At 63.9% G+C, this 22,553-nt stretch carries 24 protein-coding genes; 16 read left to right on the forward strand and 8 right to left on the reverse strand.

Annotated elements, in window-relative coordinates; genetic code table 11:
- Positions 1-107: 107 nt before the first annotated feature.
- The 15 genes from rpsM (at position 108) to CLN94_RS10940 (ending at position 13,360) form a co-directional block, all read left to right on the forward strand.
- Positions 108-476 (forward strand): 30S ribosomal protein S13, encoded by a 369-nt coding sequence (gene rpsM / locus CLN94_RS10870; protein ID WP_096433974.1) that lies wholly within the window; start codon positions 108-110, stop codon positions 474-476.
- A 14-nt stretch (positions 477-490) separates the two neighbouring features.
- The gene (gene rpsK, locus CLN94_RS10875; protein WP_096433975.1) at positions 491-880 is read left to right on the forward strand and encodes a 30S ribosomal protein S11; all 390 of its coding nucleotides are present in this window, start codon (positions 491-493) and stop codon (positions 878-880) included.
- Positions 881-997: 117 nt separating this feature from the next.
- Positions 998-2,014 (forward strand): DNA-directed RNA polymerase subunit alpha, encoded by a 1,017-nt coding sequence (locus tag CLN94_RS10880; RefSeq protein WP_096433976.1) that lies wholly within the window; start codon positions 998-1,000, stop codon positions 2,012-2,014.
- Between the two features lie 142 nt (positions 2,015-2,156).
- Complete coding sequence (gene rplQ / locus CLN94_RS10885) at positions 2,157-2,576, forward strand: 50S ribosomal protein L17 (protein ID WP_096433977.1); 420 nt, start codon at positions 2,157-2,159, stop codon at positions 2,574-2,576.
- Positions 2,577-2,781: 205 nt separating this feature from the next.
- Positions 2,782-3,393 (forward strand): helix-turn-helix transcriptional regulator, encoded by a 612-nt coding sequence (locus CLN94_RS10890; protein WP_096433978.1) that lies wholly within the window; start codon positions 2,782-2,784, stop codon positions 3,391-3,393.
- Positions 3,394-3,446: 53 nt separating this feature from the next.
- Complete coding sequence (locus CLN94_RS10895; protein ID WP_096433979.1) at positions 3,447-4,037, forward strand: acyl-homoserine-lactone synthase; 591 nt, start codon at positions 3,447-3,449, stop codon at positions 4,035-4,037.
- Between the two features lie 80 nt (positions 4,038-4,117).
- Positions 4,118-5,428 carry a replication-associated recombination protein A gene (locus CLN94_RS10900; RefSeq protein WP_096433980.1) on the forward strand — a complete coding sequence of 437 codons (1,311 nt, stop codon included), beginning with the start codon at positions 4,118-4,120 and terminating at the stop codon, positions 5,426-5,428.
- A 43-nt stretch (positions 5,429-5,471) separates the two neighbouring features.
- Entirely contained in the window at positions 5,472-5,858 is a 387-nt protein-coding gene (gene crcB, locus CLN94_RS10905; protein ID WP_096434091.1) for a fluoride efflux transporter CrcB, read from the forward strand.
- Positions 5,855-6,907, forward strand: a complete 1,053-nt coding sequence (locus tag CLN94_RS10910; RefSeq protein WP_096433981.1) for an RluA family pseudouridine synthase — start codon at positions 5,855-5,857, stop codon at positions 6,905-6,907. The genes crcB and CLN94_RS10910 overlap by 4 nt, the downstream gene beginning before the upstream one ends.
- Positions 6,904-7,569, forward strand: a complete 666-nt coding sequence (locus CLN94_RS10915) for an HAD-IA family hydrolase (RefSeq protein WP_096433982.1) — start codon at positions 6,904-6,906, stop codon at positions 7,567-7,569. The genes CLN94_RS10910 and CLN94_RS10915 overlap by 4 nt, the downstream gene beginning before the upstream one ends.
- Positions 7,566-8,276: an ATP12 family chaperone protein gene (locus CLN94_RS10920; protein ID WP_096433983.1), complete on the forward strand. Its 711-nt coding sequence runs from the start codon at positions 7,566-7,568 to the stop codon at positions 8,274-8,276. The genes CLN94_RS10915 and CLN94_RS10920 overlap by 4 nt, the downstream gene beginning before the upstream one ends.
- Positions 8,277-8,500: 224 nt before the next feature.
- Positions 8,501-9,517 (forward strand): amino acid ABC transporter substrate-binding protein, encoded by a 1,017-nt coding sequence (locus CLN94_RS10925; protein WP_096433984.1) that lies wholly within the window; start codon positions 8,501-8,503, stop codon positions 9,515-9,517.
- A 129-nt stretch (positions 9,518-9,646) separates the two neighbouring features.
- The gene (locus tag CLN94_RS10930) at positions 9,647-10,912 is read left to right on the forward strand and encodes an amino acid ABC transporter permease (protein ID WP_096433985.1); all 1,266 of its coding nucleotides are present in this window, start codon (positions 9,647-9,649) and stop codon (positions 10,910-10,912) included.
- Between the two features lies 1 nt (position 10,913).
- Positions 10,914-12,557, forward strand: a complete 1,644-nt coding sequence (locus CLN94_RS14145; protein WP_245845202.1) for an amino acid ABC transporter permease — start codon at positions 10,914-10,916, stop codon at positions 12,555-12,557.
- 11 nt (positions 12,558-12,568) lie between these two features.
- A complete protein-coding gene (locus CLN94_RS10940; RefSeq protein WP_096433986.1) occupies positions 12,569-13,360 on the forward strand; it encodes an amino acid ABC transporter ATP-binding protein in 792 nt (263 codons plus the stop codon).
- Between the two features lie 49 nt (positions 13,361-13,409).
- On the opposite strand, the gene trpB is transcribed toward CLN94_RS10940, so the two are convergent.
- Genes trpB through argB form a run of 4 tightly spaced genes read right to left on the reverse strand, consistent with a single transcriptional unit; the run spans position 13,410 to position 16,632 of the window.
- Positions 13,410-14,609, reverse strand: coding sequence for a tryptophan synthase subunit beta (gene trpB / locus CLN94_RS10945; protein ID WP_096433987.1), 1,200 nt, complete (start codon positions 14,607-14,609; stop codon positions 13,410-13,412).
- A gap of 15 nt (positions 14,610-14,624) precedes the next feature.
- Positions 14,625-15,143 carry a SixA phosphatase family protein gene (locus CLN94_RS10950; RefSeq protein WP_096433988.1) on the reverse strand — a complete coding sequence of 173 codons (519 nt, stop codon included), beginning with the start codon at positions 15,141-15,143 and terminating at the stop codon, positions 14,625-14,627.
- Positions 15,140-15,757, reverse strand: a complete 618-nt coding sequence (locus CLN94_RS10955) for a ferredoxin (protein WP_096433989.1) — start codon at positions 15,755-15,757, stop codon at positions 15,140-15,142. Before CLN94_RS10955 ends, CLN94_RS10950 begins: the two co-directional genes overlap by 4 nt.
- Positions 15,754-16,632 (reverse strand): acetylglutamate kinase, encoded by an 879-nt coding sequence (argB, locus tag CLN94_RS10960; protein WP_096433990.1) that lies wholly within the window; start codon positions 16,630-16,632, stop codon positions 15,754-15,756. Before argB ends, CLN94_RS10955 begins: the two co-directional genes overlap by 4 nt.
- Positions 16,633-16,782: 150 nt before the next feature.
- Here argB and CLN94_RS10965 point away from each other — a divergent pair, with 150 nt between their 5' ends.
- Complete coding sequence (locus tag CLN94_RS10965; protein ID WP_096433991.1) at positions 16,783-17,520, forward strand: SDR family oxidoreductase; 738 nt, start codon at positions 16,783-16,785, stop codon at positions 17,518-17,520.
- A gap of 57 nt (positions 17,521-17,577) precedes the next feature.
- On the opposite strand, the gene yihA is transcribed toward CLN94_RS10965, so the two are convergent.
- From yihA to CLN94_RS10985, 4 genes are all read right to left on the reverse strand, one after another.
- The gene (yihA, locus tag CLN94_RS10970; protein ID WP_096433992.1) at positions 17,578-18,228 is read right to left on the reverse strand and encodes a ribosome biogenesis GTP-binding protein YihA/YsxC; all 651 of its coding nucleotides are present in this window, start codon (positions 18,226-18,228) and stop codon (positions 17,578-17,580) included.
- Positions 18,228-18,980 (reverse strand): MOSC domain-containing protein, encoded by a 753-nt coding sequence (locus tag CLN94_RS10975; protein WP_096433993.1) that lies wholly within the window; start codon positions 18,978-18,980, stop codon positions 18,228-18,230. The genes yihA and CLN94_RS10975 overlap by 1 nt, the downstream gene beginning before the upstream one ends.
- Positions 18,977-20,791 (reverse strand): membrane protein insertase YidC, encoded by a 1,815-nt coding sequence (gene yidC / locus CLN94_RS10980; protein ID WP_096433994.1) that lies wholly within the window; start codon positions 20,789-20,791, stop codon positions 18,977-18,979. The genes CLN94_RS10975 and yidC overlap by 4 nt, the downstream gene beginning before the upstream one ends.
- Before the next feature lie 183 nt (positions 20,792-20,974).
- On the reverse strand, positions 20,975-22,513 hold the full coding sequence (locus tag CLN94_RS10985; RefSeq protein ID WP_096433995.1) for an EAL domain-containing protein: 1,539 nt from the start codon (positions 22,511-22,513) through the stop codon (positions 20,975-20,977).
- Positions 22,514-22,553 lie beyond the last annotated feature (40 nt).

The raw sequence follows: 22,553 nt of genomic DNA on the forward strand, positions 1-22,553 counted from the left end.
AAAGATTCTCTGAAGGAAAACTTCGCGGGGGCCCGAACGCCGTTTCGGGCCTTCAGTTGTGAAAAAAGGTTCTGGTGCTACGGAACCGCAACGAAAGGATAAGCGCTTTGGCACGTATTGCTGGCGTCAACATTCCGACCGGGAAACGCGTCCCGATCGCTCTGACCTACATCACCGGTATCGGTCCCCACACCGCGCAGCTGATCTGCGAAGCGGTGGGCATCGAAGCCACCCGTCGCGTGAACGAGCTTTCGGATGCCGAAGTGCTCGCGATCCGCGAACATATCGACGCGAACTTCACCGTCGAAGGCGATCTGCGTCGCGAGACCCAGATGAACATCAAGCGCCTGATGGACCTCGGCTGCTACCGCGGCCTGCGCCACCGCCGCAACCTGCCGGTTCGCGGTCAGCGCACCCATACCAACGCCCGCACCCGCAAGGGCCCGGCCAAGCCGATCGCCGGCAAGAAGAAGTAAGGGAGGGTTGAGATATGGCTCGCGATAAGGTTCGCACGAAGCGCAAAGAGCGCAAAAACATCGCTGCCGGCGTGGTTCACGTGAACTCGTCGTTCAACAACACCAAGATCCTGATCTCGGACGTGCAAGGCAACGCCATTTCGTGGTCGTCGGCTGGCACCATGGGCTTCAAGGGTTCGCGGAAATCGACCCCCTACGCCGCGCAGATGGCCGCCGAAGACGCTGCCCGCAAGGCGCAGGAGCACGGCCTGAAGACGGTTGACGTCGAAGTGCAGGGCCCGGGTTCGGGCCGTGAGTCGGCGCTGCGTGCGCTGGCCGCTGTCGGTCTGACCGTCACCTCGATCCGTGACGTCACCCCGATCGCGCACAACGGCTGCCGCCCGCCGAAACGCCGCCGCGTGTGATCTGATTTTTTGCGGTCGGCCCGTGCGAGATCCCTCGCGCGGGCCGGTCGTTTTCGCATTTTCCTCGGGCGTTTTCAGCTTTCGGACATGGGCTGAAAACAAGAATGGAGGCAACGCATGATCCATAAGAATTGGGCCGAATTGATCAAGCCGACCCAGCTTGAAATCAAAGCCGGCAACGATCCCATGCGCCAGGCCACCGTCATCGCCGAACCGCTTGAGCGCGGTTTTGGTCTGACGCTGGGCAACGCGCTGCGCCGCGTGCTGATGTCGTCGCTGCAAGGCGCGGCGATCACCTCGGTGCAGATCGACAACGTTCTGCACGAGTTCTCCTCGGTTGCGGGCGTGCGTGAAGATGTCACCGACATCGTGCTGAACCTCAAGGGCGTCGCCCTGCGCATGGACGTCGAAGGTCCGAAGCGCCTCGCGATCTCGGCCAAGGGCCCGGGCGTTGTCACCGCCGGTGACATCTCGGAAACCGCTGGCATCGAAGTGCTGAACAAGGATCACGTGATCTGCCACCTCGACGATGGCGCCGACGTGTTCATGGAGCTGACCGTGAACACCGGCAAAGGCTATGTCGCGGCCGACAAGAACCGCCCCGAAGATGCGCCGATCGGCCTGATCCCGATCGATGCGATCTATTCGCCGGTGAAGAAAGTCGCCTACGAAGTGCAGCCGACCCGCGAAGGTCAGGTGCTGGACTATGACAAGCTGACGCTGAAAATCGAAACCGACGGCTCGATCACGCCGGAAGACGCCGTGGCCTATGCCGCGCGCATCTTGCAAGACCAGCTGTCGATCTTCGTCAACTTCGAAGAGCCGGAAGCCGCGGGCAAGGCCGATGCCGATGACGGCCTCGAGTTCAACCCGCTGCTGCTCAAGAAAGTCGACGAGCTGGAGCTGTCGGTCCGTTCGGCCAACTGCCTCAAGAACGACAACATCGTCTATATCGGCGATCTCATCCAGAAAACCGAAGCCGAGATGCTCCGCACCCCGAACTTCGGCCGCAAGTCGCTCAACGAGATCAAGGAAGTGCTCTCGGGCATGGGCCTGCACCTCGGCATGGAAGTCGAGGATTGGCCGCCGGAGAACATCGAAGATCTGGCCAAGCGCTTTGAAGATCAGTTCTGATTGACTCAGACGGGGGGCGTGCGCTACATGCCCCCCGGTAAATGCCGGCACTGGCCGGGAACCTTGGGCAAATCCGCCCCAACGAAGTCCGATCCAACGCAGGTCGGGCAAGACAAAGCAAAACGCGAATAGGAGATTTATCATGCGTCACGCTCGCGGTTACCGCCGTCTGAACCGTACCCACGAACACCGCAAAGCGCTGTTCTCGAACATGGCTGGCTCGCTCATCGAGCACGAGCAGATCAAGACCACCCTGCCGAAAGCCAAGGAACTGCGTCCGATCGTCGAAAAACTGATCACGCTGGCGAAGCGTGGCGACCTGCACGCCCGTCGTCAGGCCGCGGCTCAGCTGAAAGAAGACAAGGACGTCGCGAAGCTGTTCGAAGTGCTCGGCCCCCGCTACAAAGAGCGTCAGGGCGGCTACATCCGCATCATGAAAGCCGGCTTCCGCTATGGCGACATGGCGCCGATGGCGATCATCGAATTCGTCGACCGTGACCCGGCCGCCAAAGGCGCCGCCGACAAGGCCCGCGTCGAAGCCGAGGACGCCGCCGAGGATTGATCCTCGCGCCGCATCGGCACGAAACAGACCCCGCTCGCAAGAGCGGGGTTTTTTTGTTGCTGGAATATTACCCTTGGTTGATCATCCTCTGATTTTGTAAACTGTGAATTGCGCAACCGATACGGGCGCAATAAGGTTAACGTAAACGTAGGCCCCGAGGCTCGGGCGCCTGTGCGAGAATTCTATCAAGGCAATTTCAAGACAGATGATTGTACACAGAGGGATTGATCAGAAGCTTGCGGTGCTGGGCAAGTTTGCGCCGCGCGGGTTCTTTGTCGGGCTGCATATCCGTTTCACCGCGCCACTGATATCCTTTCAGACCTACGACAAGGCCTGGCTTGATTATTATACCGACAACGGCTTCGTCCTGCGCGATCCGATGACGGCCTGGGGGTTCTCGACGACGGGTGTGATCCGCTGGAGCGATCCGGCGCTGCCCGATCCGTTCCACCTGTTCAGGGAGGCCGCGCGATTCGGCCTGAAATACGGGATGACGGTCGCCGTCGGCCCGATCCGGTCCCGCACCATCGCGAGCTTCGCGCGGGACGACCGGGAATTCACCCGGCAAGAGATGGAAGCGCTTCACGGGATCGTCTGCGAATTGCACGACATGACGGAACCGCCCTTTGAGCTGACGACGGCTCAGGTCGAGGCGCTCAGATGTGTTGCAGGCGGCGATCGACATGCAGCCGCCGCTGCAAAACTGGGGATAACCGAAAGCGCGCTCAAGGCGCGTCTCATCTCCGCTCGGAACCGCCTGATGGCGCGCACGACGGCCGAGGCGATCCAACGCGCCAAGGATTATCGTCTGCTCTAAAGTCCAGCCACCTGCGCACGCTGACCTAAATCACGAACTTGCAGGAGGCACTTATGCTGACCACTACCCTTTCTTTCGACAACTTCCACAACCATGGAGAGCTTTTCGCGAATATGCTTCGCGCGCGCCGGGAGTTGTTCATTGTCCACAACAAGTGGAACCTGCCCGAGGCGATGGGCATGGAATACGACCAGTACGACACCCCGGCGAGCCGCTGGGTCGTCGTGCATGACGAGCTGGGCCGCGTGCTGGCGGGGAATCGGCTGACGCCGACCACGACCAAATGCGGCATCTACAGCTACATGATCCGCGACGCGCAGCGCGGGCTCCTGGAAACGATCCCCTCGCATCTTCTGTATGAAGAGGCGCCGGTGGCCGAGACCATCTGGGAAAGCTCGCGTCTGTTCGTGGCGCATGACGTGCCCGCCGCGATGCGTCGGCGCGTCCATGCCAAGCTGGTGATGGAGTTGGGCAATGCGGCGCGTCGTCTCGGCGCGACCTCGTGCCTGACGCTGCTGAACGCGAACTGGCCGCGTTGGGCAGGGCGCGTGGGGGTGTCGATGACGGCGATGGGCCCGGTGATGGAAATCGAAGGGGTCAACAACCAGGTCGTGTCGATGGATTTCTCGCAGAACCTGCACTGATCGCAACCGGGTCGGGCCTTCGGGCCCGACCCATCCGCCCGATTGCGGAGGCCATCGGCTGGCGCTAGGCTCGCGCCATCATGGCCGACCTGTTCGACTCCCCTTCTTCCGGGCCCGCGCCCACGGCGCATCGCCCGCTCGCGGATCGTATCCGTCCCCGGCACCTCTCCGAGGTGATCGGCCAGCGCCATGTGCTTGGCCCCGAAGGGCCTTTGGGCGCGATGCTGGCCGCGGGGTCTTTGTCGTCGATCATCCTCTGGGGGCCGCCCGGTGTCGGCAAGACCACGATCGCGCGGCTTCTGGCCGAGGAAACCGACCGCGCCTTCGTGCAGATTTCCGCGATCTTCACCGGCGTGCCGGACCTGCGCAAAGTCTTTGAGGCGGCCAAGCTGCGCGCGGGGCGGGGACGTGGCACGCTCCTGTTCGTCGATGAGATCCACCGCTTCAACAAGGCGCAGCAAGACAGTTTCCTGCCGCATATGGAGGATGGCACGATCCTTCTAGTCGGCGCCACCACGGAAAACCCGAGCTTCGAGCTGAACGCCGCCGTGCTGAGCCGCGCGCAGGTGATCGTGCTCGAACGGCTGTCGCTGGCCGATCTGGAATTGCTGGCGCAGCGCGCGGAAAAGGCGCTGGGGCAGGGCCTGCCGCTGAAGGCGCCCGCGCGCGAGGCGCTTCTGGAGATGGCCGATGGTGATGGGCGCGCGCTCTTGAACCTGATTGAGCAGGTCGCGGCCTGGAAGGTTGCGGCGCCGCTCGATACCGAGGCGCTCTCGGCACGGCTGATGCGGCGCGCGGCAAAATACGACAAGTCCGGCGATGAGCATTACAACCTGATCTCGGCCTTGCATAAATCGGTGCGTGGCTCGGACCCGGACGCGGCGCTCTACTGGTTTTCGCGGATGCTTGAAGGCGGCGAAGACCCGCGGTTCCTGGCGCGGCGGCTGGTGCGGATGGCCGTCGAGGATATCGGGCTGGCCGACCCGCAGGCGCAATCGCATGCGCTGCACGCCTGGGAAACCTACGAGCGGCTGGGCAGCCCCGAGGGGGAACTCGCGCTGGCGCAATCGGTGATCTACCTCGCGCTCGCGCCGAAGTCGAACGCGGGCTACATCGCCTATAAGGCGGCGCGCAAAGAGGCCAAGCGCACCGGATCGGAGCCGCCGCCCAAGCATATCCTGAACGCGCCCACCAAGCTGATGGAAGAGCAAGGCTATGGCGCCGGTTATGCCTATGACCACGACGCCGAAGACGGGTTTTCGGGGCAGAATTATTTCCCCGAGACGATGAAGCGCCCCGTGCTTTACGCCCCGGTTGAGCGCGGGTTTGAGCGCGAGTTGAAAAAGCGCGTCGAGTGGTTCGCCAAACTGCGTGGCAAGCGCGGCGGTTGACATTCGCGGGCGGCCCGGGCCTATGGGCGCAAAGGAGCACAGCATGCTGATGACGGTTCTACAGGTCGCTTTGGGCGGCGCGATCGGGGCTTCGGGGCGCTATCTGTCCGGGGTGGCGATCCTGCGGATCTTCGGTCTGCAGCCGATGCCGCTCGGGGTGATTTTCGTCAATATCCTTGGCTCGTTCCTGATGGGGCTCCTGGTGGTGTTCCTGGGGCAAAAGCAGATGACGCATCTGAACCCGCTCCTTGCCACCGGCATCCTTGGCGGCTTCACCACGTTTTCGTCCTTCTCGCTGGAGACCTGGACGCTGATCGAGCGCGGTGACACGGCGCTGGCGGCGGCCTATGTGGGGCTGTCGGTTTCGGCGGGCCTCCTGGGGCTGGTGGCCGGCATCTATGCAATGCGTGCAATTCTGGGGGCGGCATGAGCGGCGTTCAACTTCTGAAAGTGACCGAAGACGAGGGCGAGCAGCGCCTTGACCGCTGGCTCAAGCGCCGCTTCCCGCAGCTCTCGCAAATCGCGATCGAAAAGATGTGCCGCAAGGGCGAGCTGCGGGTGAATGGCGGGCGCGTGAAGGCGAACACCCGCGTCGAGCCGGGGCAGGAGGTGCGTGTGCCGCCCTTGCCCGCGCCGGGCGAGCGGCCCTTGCCCGCTGACCGTGCCGAGGGGGTCTCGCAGGCCGATGAAAAGATGATCCAGGCCTCGGTGCTCTGGAAGGACGAGCATATCATCGCGATCAACAAGCCGCCGGGGCTGCCGTCGCAGGGCGGCTCGGGGCAGGGTAATCGCCATGTCGACGGTTTGGCCGAGGCGCTGAAATTCGGCTATAAAGAGCGCCCCAAGCTGGTGCACCGGCTTGATAAGGACACCTCGGGCGTGCTGCTTCTGGCGCGCACCGACCGGGTCGCGCGGCGCCTTTCCGAGGCGTTCCGCAACAAGACCACGCGCAAGATCTATTGGGCGGCGGTGGCTGGTGTGCCCAGCCCCAAGCTTGGCACGGTGCGTTTCGCGCTGATGAAGGCGCCCGGCCATGGTCGCGGCGGCGAGGGCGAGAAGATGGTCTGCATCCATCCCGCCAAGATCGGCGATTTCCCCGATGCCAAGCGCGCCACAACCGATTACGCGGTGCTCGATGCGCTGGGCTCGCGCGTGGCATGGATGGCGCTGGTGCCGATCACCGGGCGCACGCACCAGCTGCGCGCGCATATGGCCGAGATGGGCCACCCGATCATCGGCGACGGCAAATACGGCGGCTCGGGGCAGGAGAACCTCGGTGATGGCTGGGGCGCGCAACTGGGCGGCGAGATCAGCCGCAAGCTGCATCTGCATGCCCGCCAGATCAGCTTTGACCACCCCGTCACCGGCAAGCGCATTACCCTGACCGCGCCTTTGCCCGAGCACATGAAACGCACCTGGAAGACGCTGGGCTGGTCCGAGGCCGACGTGCCCGCCGACCCGTTCGAGGATCTGGAATGAAGCTTGCGATTTTCGATGTGGACGGCACGATTTCCGACAGCCAGTCCCATATCACCCATGCGATGACACTGGCCTTCGAGAGCGTGCATCTCGCCGCCCCCTCGCGCGAGGCGGTCTTGTCGATCGTCGGCCTGTCGCTGCCCGTCGCGGTGGCGCGGCTCGCGCCCGGGCTGGATGTGCCGCTGCAAGAGCGCATCGTTGAAGGCTACAAGGCGAGCTATTTCACCTCGCGCGCGGCGAGCCCCGCCCCGCTTTATCCGGGCGCTCTGGACTGCCTGCGCGACCTGCATTCGCGTGACGACCTGCTTTTGGGCGTGGCCACGGGCAAATCGCGGCGCGGGCTGAACGCGCTGATCGCGCATCACGGGCTCGACGGGATGTTCGTGACACAGCAGGTTGCCGACGATCACCCCTCGAAACCCGATCCCGAGATGATTTTTGCCGCGCTTTCCGAGACTGGCGTCGGGCGGCGCGCGGCGGTGATGATCGGCGACACGACATACGACATCGAGATGGCGCGCGCCGCCGGGGTCACCCCGATCGGCGTGAGCTGGGGCTATCACCCGGTTTCGGCGCTTGAGGCGGCGGGGGCGGCGCGGATCGTCAACAGCTTCACCGAGCTTGAAGCGACGGTCCTGGAGATTCTGGAGGAAGTGGCATGAGCGGTTGGACGGCCAAGCGGTTCTGGAAAGAGGCATCGGTCTGCCCCGTCGAGGGTGGTTATGCGGTGCAGCTTGATGGGCGCAGCGTGAAAACGCCGGCGAAGGCCGCACTTGTCCTGCCGACCGAGGCCATGGCCGCCGCCATCGCCGCCGAATGGGACGCGCAAGAGGAAAAGGTCAATCCGGCGACGATGCCGGTGACGCGCTCGGCCAATGCCGCGATCGACAAGGTGGCCACGCAATTCGCCGAAGTCGCCGCGCTGATCGCCGAATATGGCGGCACCGATCTTTTGTGCTATCGCGCCGAGGCGCCCGAGGATCTGGTGACGCGTCAGGCTGCGGTCTGGGACCCGCTGCTGGACTGGGCCGAGGCCGAGCTGGGCGTGCGCCTTGAGGTGACGGCGGGCGTCCTGCCCAGGGCGCAATCCGAGGCGGCGCTGATGCGGTTGCATGCGCTCGTGTCCGAGGTCGATCCGTTCCGCATGGCGGCGCTGCATGACCTTGTGGGCATCACCGGATCGCTCGTGCTGGGCCTTGCGGTGGCGCGGGGGCGGATCGGTGCGGGCGAGGCTTGGGTTCTGTCCCGAATCGATGAGGATTGGCAGGCGGAGCAATGGGGCGAGGACGAGGAAGCCTCTGCAACCGCTGCGGTCAAACGTGAGGCCCTTGAGCATGCAGGCCGGTTCTGGGCGCTTTGCGCCACCTGAGCGGCGCGTGCGGCTGCGCGGAAATTTTTCGGCTGTTTGCCGGTTTAATGAGCGGATGCCGCTTAGTTCCTCAGTTGCCCTTGCGGAAGCCTGAAAGGCTGCTTGACGATCTTTGACCAATCGGCCCAAACTCCGGGCATTGGGGTAACCCATCAATGATCATGCCCGAAATCAGGCAGCTAAAGAACCGCCCCCAGAGGGTGGCAACTCAGGAAGAGGTAACTATGAAGAAATCCGTACTTTTCGGGACGCTGGCCGTCGCCGGTCTGATGGCCGGTGCTGCTTCGGCTGACACCCTGGCCGAGGTCAAGGCGCGCGGTGAGCTGAACTGCGGTGTCAACCAGGGTCTGGTCGGCTTTGCTGCGCCCGATGCGAACGGCAACTGGACCGGCTTCGACGTCGCGGTTTGTAAAGCGGTTGCGGCGGCCGTGCTCGGCGATCCGACCAAGGTCAAATATGTGGCGACCTCGGGCCAGACCCGTTTCACCGCGCTTTCGTCGGGCGAAGTCGACCTGCTGGCGCGTAACACAACCTGGACCTTCTCGCGCGATACCGACCTCAAGCTCGATTTCGTCGGCGTGAACTACTACGACGGTCAGGGCTTCATGGTCCGCAAGGATCTGGGCGTGACCTCGGCGAAGGAACTCGACGGCGCCACTGTCTGCATCCAGACCGGCACCACCACCGAGCTGAACCTGGCCGACTTCTTCAAAGCCAACAACATGTCCTACCAGCCGGTCACCGTCGACTCGAACGCCGAAGGTGAGCAGCAGTACATCGCGGGCGCCTGCGATGCCTACACCACCGACATTTCGGGCCTTGCGGCAACCCGCGCCGCTTTCGCCGATCCGGATAATCACGTGATCCTTCCGGAAGTCATCTCGAAAGAGCCGCTCGGGCCGGCCGTGCGCCATGGCGACAGCAACTGGGGTGACATCGTGATGTGGACGCTGAACGCGCTCATCGCGGCCGAAGAATACGGCGTGACCTCGGCCAATGTCGAAGAGCTGGCGAAAGGCACCCAAAACCCGGAAATCAACCGCCTGCTCGGCGTTGAGGGTGATCTGGGCGCGATGATCGGCCTCGACAAGGAATGGGCCAAGCACGCCATCATGGCGGGCGGCAACTACGGTGAGATCTTTGCCGCGAACATCGGCGAAGCGACCCCGATCGGTCTGGCGCGCGGCCTGAACGCGCAATGGACCCAAGGCGGTCTGCTCTACTCGCCGCCCTTCCGCTAATCCAATCCAGATCGGGGCGCGCCATGTTGGCGCGCCCCCTTCAATTTTGAATGACCCGCGCAGGGGGGCAACGACCCCGGCTCCCAAGGGCATAAGCCCGGGCCTGCGACGGCGACAGGGGATGAATTAATGTCCAGTACACCGGACGTGCCGAACCAAGGGTTCCGGCTCTCACAGCTCGTATATGATACCCGCTACAGATCGCTGACGATCCAGACCGTCACGCTGATCCTTGTTCTGCTCGGGTTCGGCTGGTTGATCAACAACACGGTCCAGAACCTTCAGGATCTTGGCAAGGATTTCAACTTCGGCTTCCTCTGGAACCGGGCTGGCTATGACATCGGACAGCTGCCGATCCCGTATACCAACGATTCCACCCACGCGCGCGCTGCCCTTGTCGGCCTGATCAACACGCTCTGGGTGTCCTTGCTCGGCTGCGCCGCGGCCACGGTGCTCGGCATCTTCGTTGGCGTGCTGCGCCTGTCGCATAACTGGCTGATCGCGCGTCTTATGACGGTTTATGTCGAGGTGTTCCGCAATATCCCGGTTCTGCTCTGGATCCTGATTTCGCTGGCGGTGCTGACCGAAGTGTCGCCGCAGCCGCGCGACTTCAAGATCAACCCGGAAACCGGCGTGGCCAAGGCCGAGATGATCCTGTTCGACACGGTCGCGGTGACCAACCGCTACACGGCCATTCCGGCGGGCAGCTTCACGCGGGGGATCGACCCGATCGAGACGCCGCTGGCGCCGATTTCGGTGAATTTCCTGATCGTCGCGGCGATTGTCGCGGCTTCGATCTGGGCAAACCGCAAGCTTCTGGCCAATGCGACCAAGGTGCAGGAACTGACCGGGCGGCGCCCGGTGACATGGTGGAAATCGCTCCTGATCCTGTTTGGTCCGCTGATCGCGGCGCTGGTGGTGATGGGCTTCGAGATGCATGCGCCGGAACTCAAGGGTTTCAACTTCTCGGGCGGCACCAATGTGTCGAACGCGCTGGTGGCCCTCTGGCTGGGGCTGACGCTTTATACCGCCGCTTTCATCGCCGAGATCGTACGCGCGGGGATCATGGCGATTTCGAAGGGGCAGACCGAGGCGGCCTTTGCGCTGGGCCTGCGTCCGAACCGCACGATGAAGCTGGTGGTGCTGCCGCAGGCGCTGCGGGTGATCGTGCCGCCGCTGATTTCGCAATATCTGAACCTGACCAAGAACTCGTCGCTGGCAATCGCGGTGGGCTATGCCGACCTGCGCGCAACGCTGGGGGGCACCACGCTCAACCAGACCGGCCGCGAGCTGGAATCGATCCTGTTGATGATGCTCATCTACCTCATGATCTCGCTGACGATTTCGGGTGTGATGAACCTCTACAACCGGTCCGTGAAGCTGAAGGAGCGGTGAGATGAGCGAGAAACACGCAAATTCGACCGCCTATGTGCGCACCGAGATGCTGGGGGCGAAACCCGCCCCGGTCAGCCAGACCGGCCTGCTGAGATGGCTGCGCGAGAACCTGTTCTCGAACTGGGTGAATGCGGCGCTGACGCTGGTCGGGCTCTATTTCGTCTACTTCCTGTTCACGCATTTCTACCCGTGGTTCGCCCATTCGGTCTGGAATGCGAATTCGATCATGGAGTGCCGCGACACCATCACCGCCGAATTCGGCGAAGGGGCGACGGGCGCGTGCTGGGCGGTGATTCAGGAGCGCTGGCACCAGTTCATGTTCGGCTTCTACCCGCGCGAGCTTTACTGGCGCCCGCTCCTGGCGCTGGGTCTGCTGATGACGGTGATGGGGCCGATCCTGTTCTCCGAGGTCGTGCGCAACCGGCTGATCTTCATGGGCTTCGCGGCCGTGTTTGCGCTGGTGACGATGGCGCTGGTGGGCACGCCGATGTCGATCCTCGCAATGACGGCGGTGATCCTCGCGGCGGTTTCGGCCGCCATCGCCTTCCGCTTCTCGTTCGCGATGCTGGCGGCGGCGATCTTTCCGCTGGTGGCGATCTTCCTGCTTTGGGGCGGCTCGATCTGGACCGTGATCTTCATCGGCCTCGGTTTCGTTATTGCCGGGCTGGTGATGCGCGTTGCGGGGAACTTCGGGGCGATCATGTCGATGGCGCTGGGCGCGCTTGCGGCTGTGCTGTTCTGGGCCTTTGTGGCTGGGCCGCTCGGGATGCTGATCGACAAGACCGTGACAATGTCCAATCTGGGCGAGGCCGCTGTTGTTGCGCAGGAAGGTCTGGAGACGCGCGTCGATGCCGCCGCCTCTGCGCTCGCTGAGCTGGAGGCCGCACCCGACACGCCGAGAGCGGCCTTGCGGACGGCTGAAAGGAATCTGGCCGGGGCCGAACGGGCGCTGCGCGATTACTACGGCAAGAACGGGTTTATCGGCATCGAGTCTGTTGGCTCGGACCGGTTCGGCGGCTTCCTGCTGGCGATCACCATCGGCGTGGGCGGCATCGCGATGTCGCTGCCCCTGGGGATCGTGCTGGCGCTGGGGCGGCAGTCGAACATGTTCCTGATCAAGACGCTCTCGGTCGTCTTCATCGAGTTCATCCGGGGCGTCCCGCTGATCACGCTGCTGTTTGTGGCGTCGCTCTTGCTGAACTACTTCCTGCCGCCGGGCACGCAGTTCGACATCATCCTGCGGGTGATGATCCTGGTGACGATGTTCTCGGCCGCCTATATCGCCGAGGTGATCCGCGGCGGGCTGGCGGCGCTGCCGCGCGGCCAGTACGAGGCGGCCGACGCGCTGGGCCTCGACTACTGGAAGGCGCAGCGGCTGATCATCCTGCCGCAGGCCCTGAAGATCTCGATCCCGGGCATCGTGTCGACCTTCATCGGCATGTTCAAGGATACCACGCTGGTGGTCTTCGTGGGGCTGTTCGACCCGCTCAAGGGGATCCCGGACTTCATCCGCTCGGTCTTCGAATGGAAGGGCATCTACTGGGAGTTCTTCGTCTTCGTCGGCGCCATCTTCTTCATCATCAATTTCGCCATGTCGCGTTACTCGATGTATCTCGAGAACCGGCTGAAGCGTGAACACCGTTAAGGAGTGACCCCATGACGGAACCGCATTTCGACCATTCCGTTGACCGCAGCCATATGCAGGTCTCGGACGAGGTCGCCATCCAGATCGAGAACATGAACAAGTGGTACGGCCAGTTCCATGTTCTGCGTGACATCAACCTCACGGTGAACCGTGGTGAGCGGATCGTGATTGCCGGGCCTTCGGGCTCGGGGAAATCGACGATGATCCGCTGCATCAACCGCCTGGAAGAGCACCAGTCGGGCAAGATCGTCGTGGACGGGACCGAACTGACCTCGGACCTCAAGAACATCGACAAGGTGCGCTCGGAAGTGGGGATGGTGTTCCAGCACTTCAACCTGTTCCCGCATCTGACGATTCTGGAGAATTGCACGCTGGCACCGATCTGGGTGCGCAAGACGCCGAAGAAAGAGGCGATCGAGACGGCGATGTATTTCCTTGAAAAGGTGAAGATCCCCGATCAGGCGCATAAATACCCCGGCCAGCTTTCGGGCGGTCAGCAGCAGCGTGTGGCGATCGCGCGCTCGCTCTGCATGAAACCGCGGATCATGCTGTTCGACGAGCCGACCTCGGCGCTCGACCCCGAGATGATCAAGGAAGTGCTCGATACGATGATCGAGCTGGCGGAAGAGGGGATGACCATGCTCTGCGTGACCCACGAGATGGGCTTTGCCCAGGCTGTGGCGAACCGCGTGATCTTCATGGATCAGGGGCAGATCGTGGAGCAGAACAACCCGCACGACTTCTTCCACAACCCGCAGTCCGAGCGCACCAAGCTGTTCCTGAGCCAGATCCTCGGGCACTGAGTGCACTAACGCCGGAATTGGAAAGGGGCCCCGTGGGGCCCCTTTTTCGTTATTCGCCGAAGCCGTAGGTCTCGGTGACGTAGTCGATATCCTTGTCGCCGCGACCCGAGAGGTTCAGCAGGATCGACTTGCCCGGGTTGTTCTTGGCTTCACGGATCGCAAAGGCTACCGCATGGGCGCTTTCCAGCGCCGGGATGATGCCTTCGTGGCGCGACAGCTTGTAGAAGGCATCCAGCGCCTCCTTGTCGCCGGCGGCCGTGTAAGTCACGCGGCCGGTGCGATGCAGATGCGCATGCTCGGGGCCGACGCCCGGGTAATCGAGCCCCGAAGCCACCGTATGCACGGGCGCGGGGTTCCCTTCGGCATCCTTCAGCACGATGGTGCGGAAGCCGTGGATATCGCCGTCCTCGCCATAGGTGATCGTCGCCGCATGGTCGCCCAGCTTCGACGAGGTGCCCAGCGGCTCGACCCCGTAAAGCGCCACGTCCTCATCGTCGATAAAGCCCGAGAACAGCCCCATCGCGTTCGAGCCGCCACCGACGCAGGCTGCGACCATGTCGGGCAGCTCGCCGGTCATTTCCAGAAACTGCTCGCGCGCCTCGACGCCGATCACATGCTGGAAGTCGCGCACCATGCGCGGGAACGGGTGCGGTCCCACCACTGAACCGATGGCAAACAGTGCGGTATCGGCCTGCGCGACATAGCTCTGGAAACAGCTGTCCACCGCCTCTTTCAGCGAGCGGCCACCAAAGCCCACCGGCACCACGGTCGCGCCCAAGAGCTTCATCCGGGTGACGTTCGGGGCTTCCTTGGCGATGTCGATCTCGCCCATGTGGATCTCGCACTCCAGCCCGAAATAGGCGGCCGCAGTCGCCAGCGCCACGCCATGCTGGCCAGCGCCGGTTTCGGCCATGAGCTTGGTCTTGCCCATGTATTTCGCCAAAAGCCCCTCGGCCATGCAATGGTTCAGCTTGTGCGCGCCGGTGTGGTTCAGGTCTTCGCGCTTGGCATAGATGCGCGCGCCGCCGCAGAGGTCGGACAGGTTTTTCAGATAGCTGACCGGGGTCGGACGGCCCTGGAAATGCTTGCGGATATAGCGCAGCTCGGCGATGAAATCGGCCGATTTCGAAAGCCGTTCATAGGCGGCGGTGATTTCCTTGAAATGAGGAACCAGCGGGGGCGGCAGCTCGGCGCCGCCGTAATTGCCAAAGAACCCGTCCTTGTTGGGTGTCGTTTTCAGGTACCCCATTGTCTTCCTCTCTCTTCAGGTGCGCCGCGTCGGGCGAAAGAACTCGAGCACGCTGCCGCGCCCGAGCTGGACCTCGGACCAGTCTTCGATCTGGAAATCGACGATCAGGGTCGCGCAGGTCGGGTATTTGCGGAATTCGGGGTCGTAGATCGGCTGCGCGGGCAATTGCGCGGCAAATTCCGCGATGCCCGGGTTGTGGCCGATCATCATCACCGAGGGCGCGCTGGCGGTTTTCAGGACCTGCAGCATCATCTCGGGGGAGGCGTGGTAGAGGTCTTCGATATAGCTCACTTCAGGGCGGGTCTCGATCACCGCCGAGGCCACACCGTCCCAGGTTTCGCGGGTGCGCCGCGCGGTCGAGCACATCACCTCTTCGGGTTCCAGCCCGCGCGAGGCGAGGAAATCGCCCAGCTCATGTGCGGCGGCGCGGCCGCGTGCGTTCAGCGGCCGGTCGATGTCTTGCATCAGCGGGTCGTCCCAGCTCGATTTCGCGTGGCGGGTCAGGATCAGGCGGCGGTGTCCGAGCGGGGTCATTTTAGGGATTGCCTCATATGCCAAGCGGTTTGTTCGGGCAGCCTGCCATAGCCTTGGCTTGCCGGGCAAGCCCGACGCGCAAGGCAGCCTCCCGAGGTGCAATCGACCGCTTCGGGCGTGTCGAGATAAGCGTAACAGGATCTTACGTCATAACCCGCGTCGGAAAAGGCCTCGATCGGGCAAGCGACGCGGCAAGGCGCCGCACAGCCGATGCAGGGCGAGGTTGCGGGCGGCAACAGGTCATGGAGTCCCGGCACCGCGATCGCGCCGCGATAGGAGGCCAAAAGACCCATCCGCGCGTGCACCGGAAACCGGATCGGCGAGGTAAATGCCTGACCCGAAGCAAGAATCAGCGGGATGAAAGAGGTGCGCGGCGTCCCGAAGGGAAACAGCCCGTGCCCGCCGAAGGCCGCCGCGATGGGCGCGATCACGCGCTCGGACCAACGGTCAAGAGGGTGCGCCGCGCCGTCGCGAAACTCGGGGCTTGCGGTGAAATGGGCCCAGAAGCCGGGCTCGTCGGGGGACACGAGATAGATCGTCTCCCCCTCCTGATGGAGCGAGCCGGACAGGAACAGGCGCTCCGCCGCGAGGGCGGTGGCAAGGGCGGCGATCATCTCCGGCGCGGCAGAACGCGCGGGATGGTCGAGCGGATCATCGAGCCCGCGCCATGTTCGGTGAACAGTTCGAGCAGGCAGGCGTTGGGGACGCGGCCATCGAGGATGACCACGGCGCGCACGCCTTCCTTGATCGCCTGCATCGCAGTCTCGGTCTTGGGGATCATGCCGCCGGCGATGGTGCCGTCTTCGATCATCGCCTGAACCTCGTCGGGGGTCATCTGGGTGATGACGTCGCCCTCCTTGTTCTTGACGCCCGCGACATCGGTCAGCAGCAGCAGGCGGTCGGCCTGCAACGCGCCCGCGATCGCGCCTGCGGCGGTGTCGCCGTTGACGTTGAAGGTTTCGTTGTCGTTCACGCCGGTGGCGACGGGGGCGATGACCGGGATGATGCCGGCGTTATAGAGGTCGCGGATCACCTGCACATTCATCTCGACGGGGCGGCCGACGAAGCCCAGTTCCGGGTCGTCCGCCTCGCAGACCATCATGTCGTCATCCTTGCCCGAGATGCCGACCGCGCGCCCGCCCTGATCGTTGATCGCCTGCACGATGCGCTTGTTCACCAGCCCCGAGAGGATCATTTCCACGACCTCGACAGTGGCCTTGTCGGTGACGCGCTTGCCGCGCACCCAGTCCGACTTGATGCCCAGCTTACCCAGCATGTCGTTGATCATCGGGCCGCCGCCATGCACCACGACCGGATTCATCCCGACCTGCCGCATCAGCACGATGTCGCGGGCGAATTCGGCCATCGCGTCGTCATCGCCCATCGCGTTGCCGCCGAATTTCACCACCACGACGGCGCCGGTATAGCGTTGCAGGTAGGGCAGGGCTTCGGAAAGGGTCCGGGCGGTGGCGATCCAGTCTCGGTTCATCGGTTGCTTTCTCATGGCGCTCGTCTCGCGGAGGGGTTCGGCCCCCAGTGTTATGCGCTTCGGCTGCGGGTGCCAAGAGGCAGGAGGCTCGCTTGCGGATGGCGCGGATCGCGCTAGAGTTTGTTGCGACGCAGAAAACAGGGGGCCGCGATGGCTGAGGACGACCGCAAGGTGATGCTATTGACCGGGGCGAGCCGGGGCATCGGCCATGCAACGGTGAAACGGTTTGCCCGCGAGGGGTGGCGGATCATCACCTGTTCGCGCCAGCCCTTCCCGGCGGAATGCCCCTGGGGCGGCGGGCGCGAGGATCATATCGTGATCGACCTGGCCGACCCGATCCAGACCATCGACGCCATCGAAGAGATTCGCGGGCGGCTGAATGGCAAGTTGCACGCGCTGGTGAACAATGCCGGGATTTCGCCGAAGGGCGAGGGTGGCAGCCGGTTGAACACGATCGACACCGATTTGCGGACCTGGGGGCAGGTCTTCCACGTGAATTTCTTCGCCTCGATCGTGCTGGCGCGGGGGCTGCGCGAAGAGCTTTCGGCGGCCAAGGGCGCGGTGGTCAACGTGACCTCGATCGCGGGGTCGCGGGTGCATCCTTTTGCCGGCGCTGCCTATGCCACCTCGAAGGCGGCGCTGAAGGCGCTGACGCGCGAGATGGCGCATGATTTCGGGCCGATGGGGGTGCGGGTGAATGCGATCGCGCCGGGCGAGATCGAGACCTCGATCCTCAGCCCCGGCACCGAGAAGATCGTCGAGGGCCTGCCGCTGCGCCGTCTCGGGCAGCCGCGCGAGGTCGCCGATGTGATTTGGTTCCTGTGTTCGGACGCGTCGAGCTACGTGACCGGCACCGAGATCGAGGTGAATGCGGGCCAGCACGTCTGAGGGGGCTCCGCCCCCGGCCTGCGGCCTCCCCCGGAGTATTTCGGGCTCGATGAAAGCCTATTCGAGGCCCGCGATGATCGCGCGGAGCGTCTCGATGCCTTCGCCCTTTTCCGAGGAAGTGATGACGATCTCGGGATAGGCGGCGGGGTGCTTGGCCAGCGCGCCCTTGACCTGTTCGATCACGGCGGTGCGGTCCTTGGCGTTGATCTTGTCGAGCTTGGTCAGCACGACCTGGAAGGTCACCGCCGAGCGGTCGAGCAGCGAGAGGATCTCGTCATCGACCTTCTTGATGCCGTGGCGCGAGTCAATCAGCACGAAGACGCGGCGCAGGGTCGGGCGGCCTGAGAGGTAATTCTTGAGCAGCGCCTGCCATTTCGCCACCACCGCGACCGGCGCCTGGGCAAAGCCGTAGCCCGGAAGGTCGACCAGGTAGGGGCCGTCCTTGGTGGTGAAGAAGTTGATCTCCTGCGTCCGGCCCGGCGTGTTCGAGGCGCGCGCGAGGTTCTTGCGCCCGGTGAGCGCGTTGATCAGGCTCGATTTGCCGACATTCGAGCGCCCGGCAAAGCAAACCTCGATGCGGTCGGCCGGGGGCAGGCCGCTCATGGCGACGACGCCCTTGAGGAACTCGACCGGGGCCGCGAACAGGAGCCGCCCGCGTTCGCGCGCGAAATCATCGGGCTCGGGGGCGATCTGGAATTGCATCTGCATCAGAGAATCTCCACCGCATCGCCCTGGAACAGATCGCCGCCGGCGACCACGCGGCCATAGAGGCCGAACTGGTGGTTGCCCCAGAGCGATTGCAGGAGGTCGAGCGTTTCAAGGTCTTCGGCGCCGGTTTCCGGGTTGGCGCAGGTGGCGCGGCAGCGGGTGATCGGCATCTCGATTTCGAGAATGGCGTCACCGATTTTCAGGCGCTTGCCGATCAGCTCGCGCTCGGCTCCGGGCGCCCAGCCATCAACCCAGAGGTTGCCGCGGAACCGGTGCATCGAGACGGGTTGGCCCGCGGTCTCGGCAAGCTGCGCCAGCGAGGCGAGCGAGAGGATCGAGACATAGGGCTGTTTCATGTCGGCAAGGCTCGTGCCCGCGACGCGCTCGACGGCGCGGGGGGCAGGGCGGTTCGTCGGCCAGAACGGGCGCACCCATTCGATCAGCTTGACCTGATCTTCGGGCCGGTCGGGGTCGAGCGTGACATGCCACTGACCGGGATGGTTGAGAAGCAGGCCCTCGTCAGTCACTTTCGCGGTGACGGCCATCAGTTGCGGTGCGGCGACGCCCCGCACGAAGTTGCGTTTCGCGGCCCATTCGGTCAGCGGCCCCTCGAAGGTGGCCGCCTCGTGCGAAATCGCCCAGACCCGGTCAAACGGCAGGCAGTGCCCCTCGGTAAGGGACACTGCGGGGATTTCCTCGTAACCGATCGACTTGATCGGATGGCGGATGATATGCGCGATCCGCCCGGTCATTTCTTCGGCGCGCCGGCCTTTTTCTTGAAGCCCGACATGATGTTACCGAAGATGTCCGGGCGTTTCCCGTGCATCGACATGATCGTGTACTGCTGGATGAAGGTGATCGTGTTGTTCGCGATCCAGTAGAGCACGAGGCCCGAGGCGAAGCTGCCCAGCATGAACATGAACACCCAAGGCATCCAGGCGATGATCATGGCCTGGGTCTGGTCGGTCGGTGCGGGGTTCAGCTTTTGCTGGAACCACATCGAGATGCCGAGCAGGATCGGCAGCACGCCGAGGCTCAGCGCGAACAGGAGCGAACCGGGCCCGGGGGCGTCGAAGGGCAGCAGCCCGAAGAGGTTCAGGATCGAGGTCGGATCGGGGGCCGAAAGGTCCTTGATCCAGGCCAGCCAGGGCGCGTGATACAGCTCGATCGTGACGTAGATCACCTTGTAGAGCGAGAAGAAGATCGGGATCTGAAGCAGGATCGGCAGGCAGCCCGCAGCCGGGTTGACCTTTTCACGCTTGTAGAGCGCGATCATGCCTTGCTGCAGCTTGGCGCGGTCGTCGCCGCAGGCTTCCTTGAGCTTCTCCATCTCGGGCTGCAGTTCCTTCATCTTGGCCATCGAGATGTAGGATTTGCGTGCGAGCGGGAAGACCAGTGCCTTGATGATGACGGTCAGCGCGATGATCGCCCAGCCCATGTTGCCGATCGCGCTGTGCAGCCAGTGCAGCAGGCGGAACATCGGCTTGGTCAGGAAGTAGAACCAGCCCCAGTCGATCGAGTCGATGAAGCGCGGGATGCCGGCGTCTTCGTAGCCCTTGATGACTTCCCATTCCTTGGCGCCGGCGAAAAGCCGCGAGCTGAGGCTCGAGGAAGCGCCCGGGGCGATTTCCATCACCGGCAGGCGGGTCTCGGTCTGATAGAGGTTGGCGCTGGCGACGTATTTCACCACCGAGGTGAAATTGGTCTCGGTCGGGATGAGGGTGGTCATCCAGTATTTGTCGGTAAAGCCGGTCCAGCCGCCTTCGGCGACCTCGGTCTTCGCGGCATTGCCTTCACCCGGCAGCGCCTCAAGGTCGGGCAGCTTGTCGTATTTGACCTCTTCGAGAATGCCGTCGGACATCCGCACGGCCCCTTCGTGCAGCACGTAGACGCGGCGGCTTTCGGGGATGCCATGGCGGGCGACGATGCCGTAGGGCGCAATCCGCACCGCCGCGCCGGTGTTGTTCTCGACGCTTTGGGTGACGGTGAAGAGATAGTTCTGGTCGATCGAGATCTCGCGCTTGAACAGAAGGCCAGCGCCATTGTCCCAGGTCAGGGTGACGGGGGTTTCAGGCGTCAGCACGGCGCCCGCGGGGGCGCTCCATTGCGTGCGCGGTCCGGGCAGGGCGGCCGGGTCCATGCCGGCGGTCGGCAGCCAGCCGTAGACGGCGTAATAGGGTTTGGTGGTCTCGGTGTCGGTGCCGACGGGGGCAAGCAGGCGCACCAGAGCCGAATCTGCCTCGAGCGATTCCTTGTAATCCTTCAGCGACAGGTCGTCGAAGCGACCGCCCAGCATCGAGATGGAGCCGGTCAGGCGGGGCGTATCGATCTTGATGCGCGGGGCAGACGCGGAGGCAAGGGCTGCCGCCGCATCGACCGAAACCGGCCCAGCGGGCGCGGCGGTCGGCGGGGTGGCGGTCTCACCGGGGGTCGCCGTCGTGCTTGCGACTTCGGTCTGCGCCGGAGTGGTCGTCTCTGTCGCCGGGAAGAAGAAGGTCCAGGCGATCAGAACAAGCGCGGAAAGCACTGTCGCGAGGATGAGGTTCTTGTTTTGATTGTCCATAAAAACGGGGCCTGCCAGACTGTCCGAGGTTGCTGGAGGTTCAACAGAAGGGGGGGGCAAAGGTCAAGGCCTTTTCCCCCGCAGGCATAAGGATTGCGGATATTTCACCGGGAATCCGACGCGGATTTCGTCGCTGATCGCTTCGCCGGGCCGTGCCGCTCGGCGAGGGGCCCCTTCATCCTGTCAGCTGCTGCCACGGTGGATCAGTTGCGGCGTCGCCTCAAGCTTCTCACGGTGTTTGCGCGCCCAGTCGATCACCTCGGAAACGGCCATCGGGGCGCTGATTGCGGGGCCTTGAACATGCCGACAGCCAAGCTGAGAGAGCATCGCATATTCGCCGATGCTCCGGGCGCCGTCTGCAAGGGTCTCGATGCCCAGGCTTTCCGCCAGCGTGATGCATGCAGCGACAAGCCGCTGCTGCTCCGCATCGCGGTCCACATGGCTGACGAGGTCGCGCTCGATCCGCAGGCGCGATGCGCCACAGCGCCGGATCACGGCAATCGAAGAGGGGCCGGTCGCGGCGCTGGCAAGCTCGATCTTGCAGCCGATATTCGCGATACTGCGCAGATTACGGGCGACAACATCATGGTCGAGTTTGCCAAAGGCCGCTTCGGGAAGGACGAGGCAGAGTGCGGTTGGATCGATCTGAAAGCGGTCCATCTCCCATTCGAGGTGCTCGATCAGCCTGGGATCGCGCAGGATCTCGGGGCCGAGCCTGATTGAGACGGGTCCGAGGGCTTCGCCCGCCTTTTCCCAGGCGGTAAGAGCCTGAAAGCATTGATAGAGCATGACCTCCCAGTAGCGTGCGGTCAGGCGTGCCGCTGAGATCGCCTGCAACAGCTCGGTTTCAGGCAGGGGCGCGCGGCCCGGATGCGGCCAGACCGGGTGCAGGTCCAGCCCCGAGATCAACCCGGTGTCGGTGCTGAGCTGCGGTTCAAAAAAGGCCTTCACCTGACCGGCTTCAAGCGCGGCGGCCACCTCGGCGGCGAGGGCGCCGCGGGCCTTGGTCGAGGTTTCAACCTCGCGCGAATAGGCGCGAATCGCACTGGGCCCATTGCGCAGGGCTTCTTCGGCCGCATCTTCTGCGCCGCGCAGCAGGCCGGCGCCGCTGATTTCGGGCGCGCGTGCCATCTGGCAAAACCCGACATGGGCACTGAGCGTCACCATCTGACGCGCGATTGAAAACGGAGTTTCCAGCGCGCCTTGCAGTCGTGTCGAGAGCTGGATCAGGCTTTCGAGATTGAGGTGCCGCGTCGGGTCCAGCAGCACGGCAAACCGTCCCGGCCCGATCTGGAGCACGAAATCGACGTCCCGCACCGTGCCGGCGAGCCGCTCCGCGCAGCGGGTCATGAGTTGTTCGATTTCATCCGGGGCAAGCTGACGCGGGAGTTCGTCCGGCGTGTCGAGCCCGGCGATCAGGCAGGCCGTCAGCTGGTCGTTGAATTGCGCCTTCTCGACCAGCGCCTCCATGGTTCGGAGCGCGTCCGCGCGTCCGCCCTTGCCCGAAGCGGAGTTGCGCAGCGCCTCAAGCGCCTCGGGTTGTGGAACGGCGATGGGCCGCGTCATCCAGCCGACGGCGATCGCCGTGGCGGTGACCAGCGACATCGCGCCAAGCCCGAACCAAAGCCCGGCCAGCGCAATCGCAGGCAGAAACATCACCATTTCGCGCCGCATCAGGACAGGGCCCGAGCGCACGCCCTTTTCGCCGCCGAAGCTTGCCATGGCCAACCCCTTTCCAGTTGGAAGCAGGGGCAGGCTACGG

The sequence above is a fragment of the Pseudothioclava arenosa genome, from assembly GCF_002358085.1.
Taxonomy (GTDB): domain Bacteria; phylum Pseudomonadota; class Alphaproteobacteria; order Rhodobacterales; family Rhodobacteraceae; genus Pseudothioclava; species Pseudothioclava arenosa.

Coding starts and splice junctions, on each gene's coding strand:
- CLN94_RS10895 (WP_096433979.1), top strand. CDS start 3,447: ATGCTGACCACTACCCTTTCTTTCGACAACTTCCACAACCATGGAGAG.
- trpB (WP_096433987.1), bottom strand. CDS start 14,609: ATGGGGTACCTGAAAACGACACCCAACAAGGACGGGTTCTTTGGCAAT.
- CLN94_RS10890 (WP_096433978.1), top strand. CDS start 2,782: ATGATTGTACACAGAGGGATTGATCAGAAGCTTGCGGTGCTGGGCAAG.
- CLN94_RS10930 (WP_096433985.1), top strand. CDS start 9,647: ATGTCCAGTACACCGGACGTGCCGAACCAAGGGTTCCGGCTCTCACAG.
- CLN94_RS10920 (WP_096433983.1), top strand. CDS start 7,566: ATGAGCGGTTGGACGGCCAAGCGGTTCTGGAAAGAGGCATCGGTCTGC.
- CLN94_RS10925 (WP_096433984.1), top strand. CDS start 8,501: ATGAAGAAATCCGTACTTTTCGGGACGCTGGCCGTCGCCGGTCTGATG.
- rpsK (WP_096433975.1), top strand. CDS start 491: ATGGCTCGCGATAAGGTTCGCACGAAGCGCAAAGAGCGCAAAAACATC.
- argB (WP_096433990.1), bottom strand. CDS start 16,632: ATGAACCGAGACTGGATCGCCACCGCCCGGACCCTTTCCGAAGCCCTG.
- crcB (WP_096434091.1), top strand. CDS start 5,472: ATGCTGATGACGGTTCTACAGGTCGCTTTGGGCGGCGCGATCGGGGCT.
- CLN94_RS10880 (WP_096433976.1), top strand. CDS start 998: ATGATCCATAAGAATTGGGCCGAATTGATCAAGCCGACCCAGCTTGAA.
- yihA (WP_096433992.1), bottom strand. CDS start 18,228: ATGCAGATGCAATTCCAGATCGCCCCCGAGCCCGATGATTTCGCGCGC.
- CLN94_RS10985 (WP_096433995.1), bottom strand. CDS start 22,513: ATGGCAAGCTTCGGCGGCGAAAAGGGCGTGCGCTCGGGCCCTGTCCTG.
- CLN94_RS10900 (WP_096433980.1), top strand. CDS start 4,118: ATGGCCGACCTGTTCGACTCCCCTTCTTCCGGGCCCGCGCCCACGGCG.
- CLN94_RS14145 (WP_245845202.1), top strand. CDS start 10,914: ATGAGCGAGAAACACGCAAATTCGACCGCCTATGTGCGCACCGAGATG.
- CLN94_RS10975 (WP_096433993.1), bottom strand. CDS start 18,980: ATGACCGGGCGGATCGCGCATATCATCCGCCATCCGATCAAGTCGATC.
- CLN94_RS10965 (WP_096433991.1), top strand. CDS start 16,783: ATGGCTGAGGACGACCGCAAGGTGATGCTATTGACCGGGGCGAGCCGG.
- CLN94_RS10910 (WP_096433981.1), top strand. CDS start 5,855: ATGAGCGGCGTTCAACTTCTGAAAGTGACCGAAGACGAGGGCGAGCAG.
- CLN94_RS10950 (WP_096433988.1), bottom strand. CDS start 15,143: ATGACCCCGCTCGGACACCGCCGCCTGATCCTGACCCGCCACGCGAAA.
- rplQ (WP_096433977.1), top strand. CDS start 2,157: ATGCGTCACGCTCGCGGTTACCGCCGTCTGAACCGTACCCACGAACAC.
- CLN94_RS10915 (WP_096433982.1), top strand. CDS start 6,904: ATGAAGCTTGCGATTTTCGATGTGGACGGCACGATTTCCGACAGCCAG.
- CLN94_RS10940 (WP_096433986.1), top strand. CDS start 12,569: ATGACGGAACCGCATTTCGACCATTCCGTTGACCGCAGCCATATGCAG.
- CLN94_RS10955 (WP_096433989.1), bottom strand. CDS start 15,757: ATGATCGCCGCCCTTGCCACCGCCCTCGCGGCGGAGCGCCTGTTCCTG.
- yidC (WP_096433994.1), bottom strand. CDS start 20,791: ATGGACAATCAAAACAAGAACCTCATCCTCGCGACAGTGCTTTCCGCG.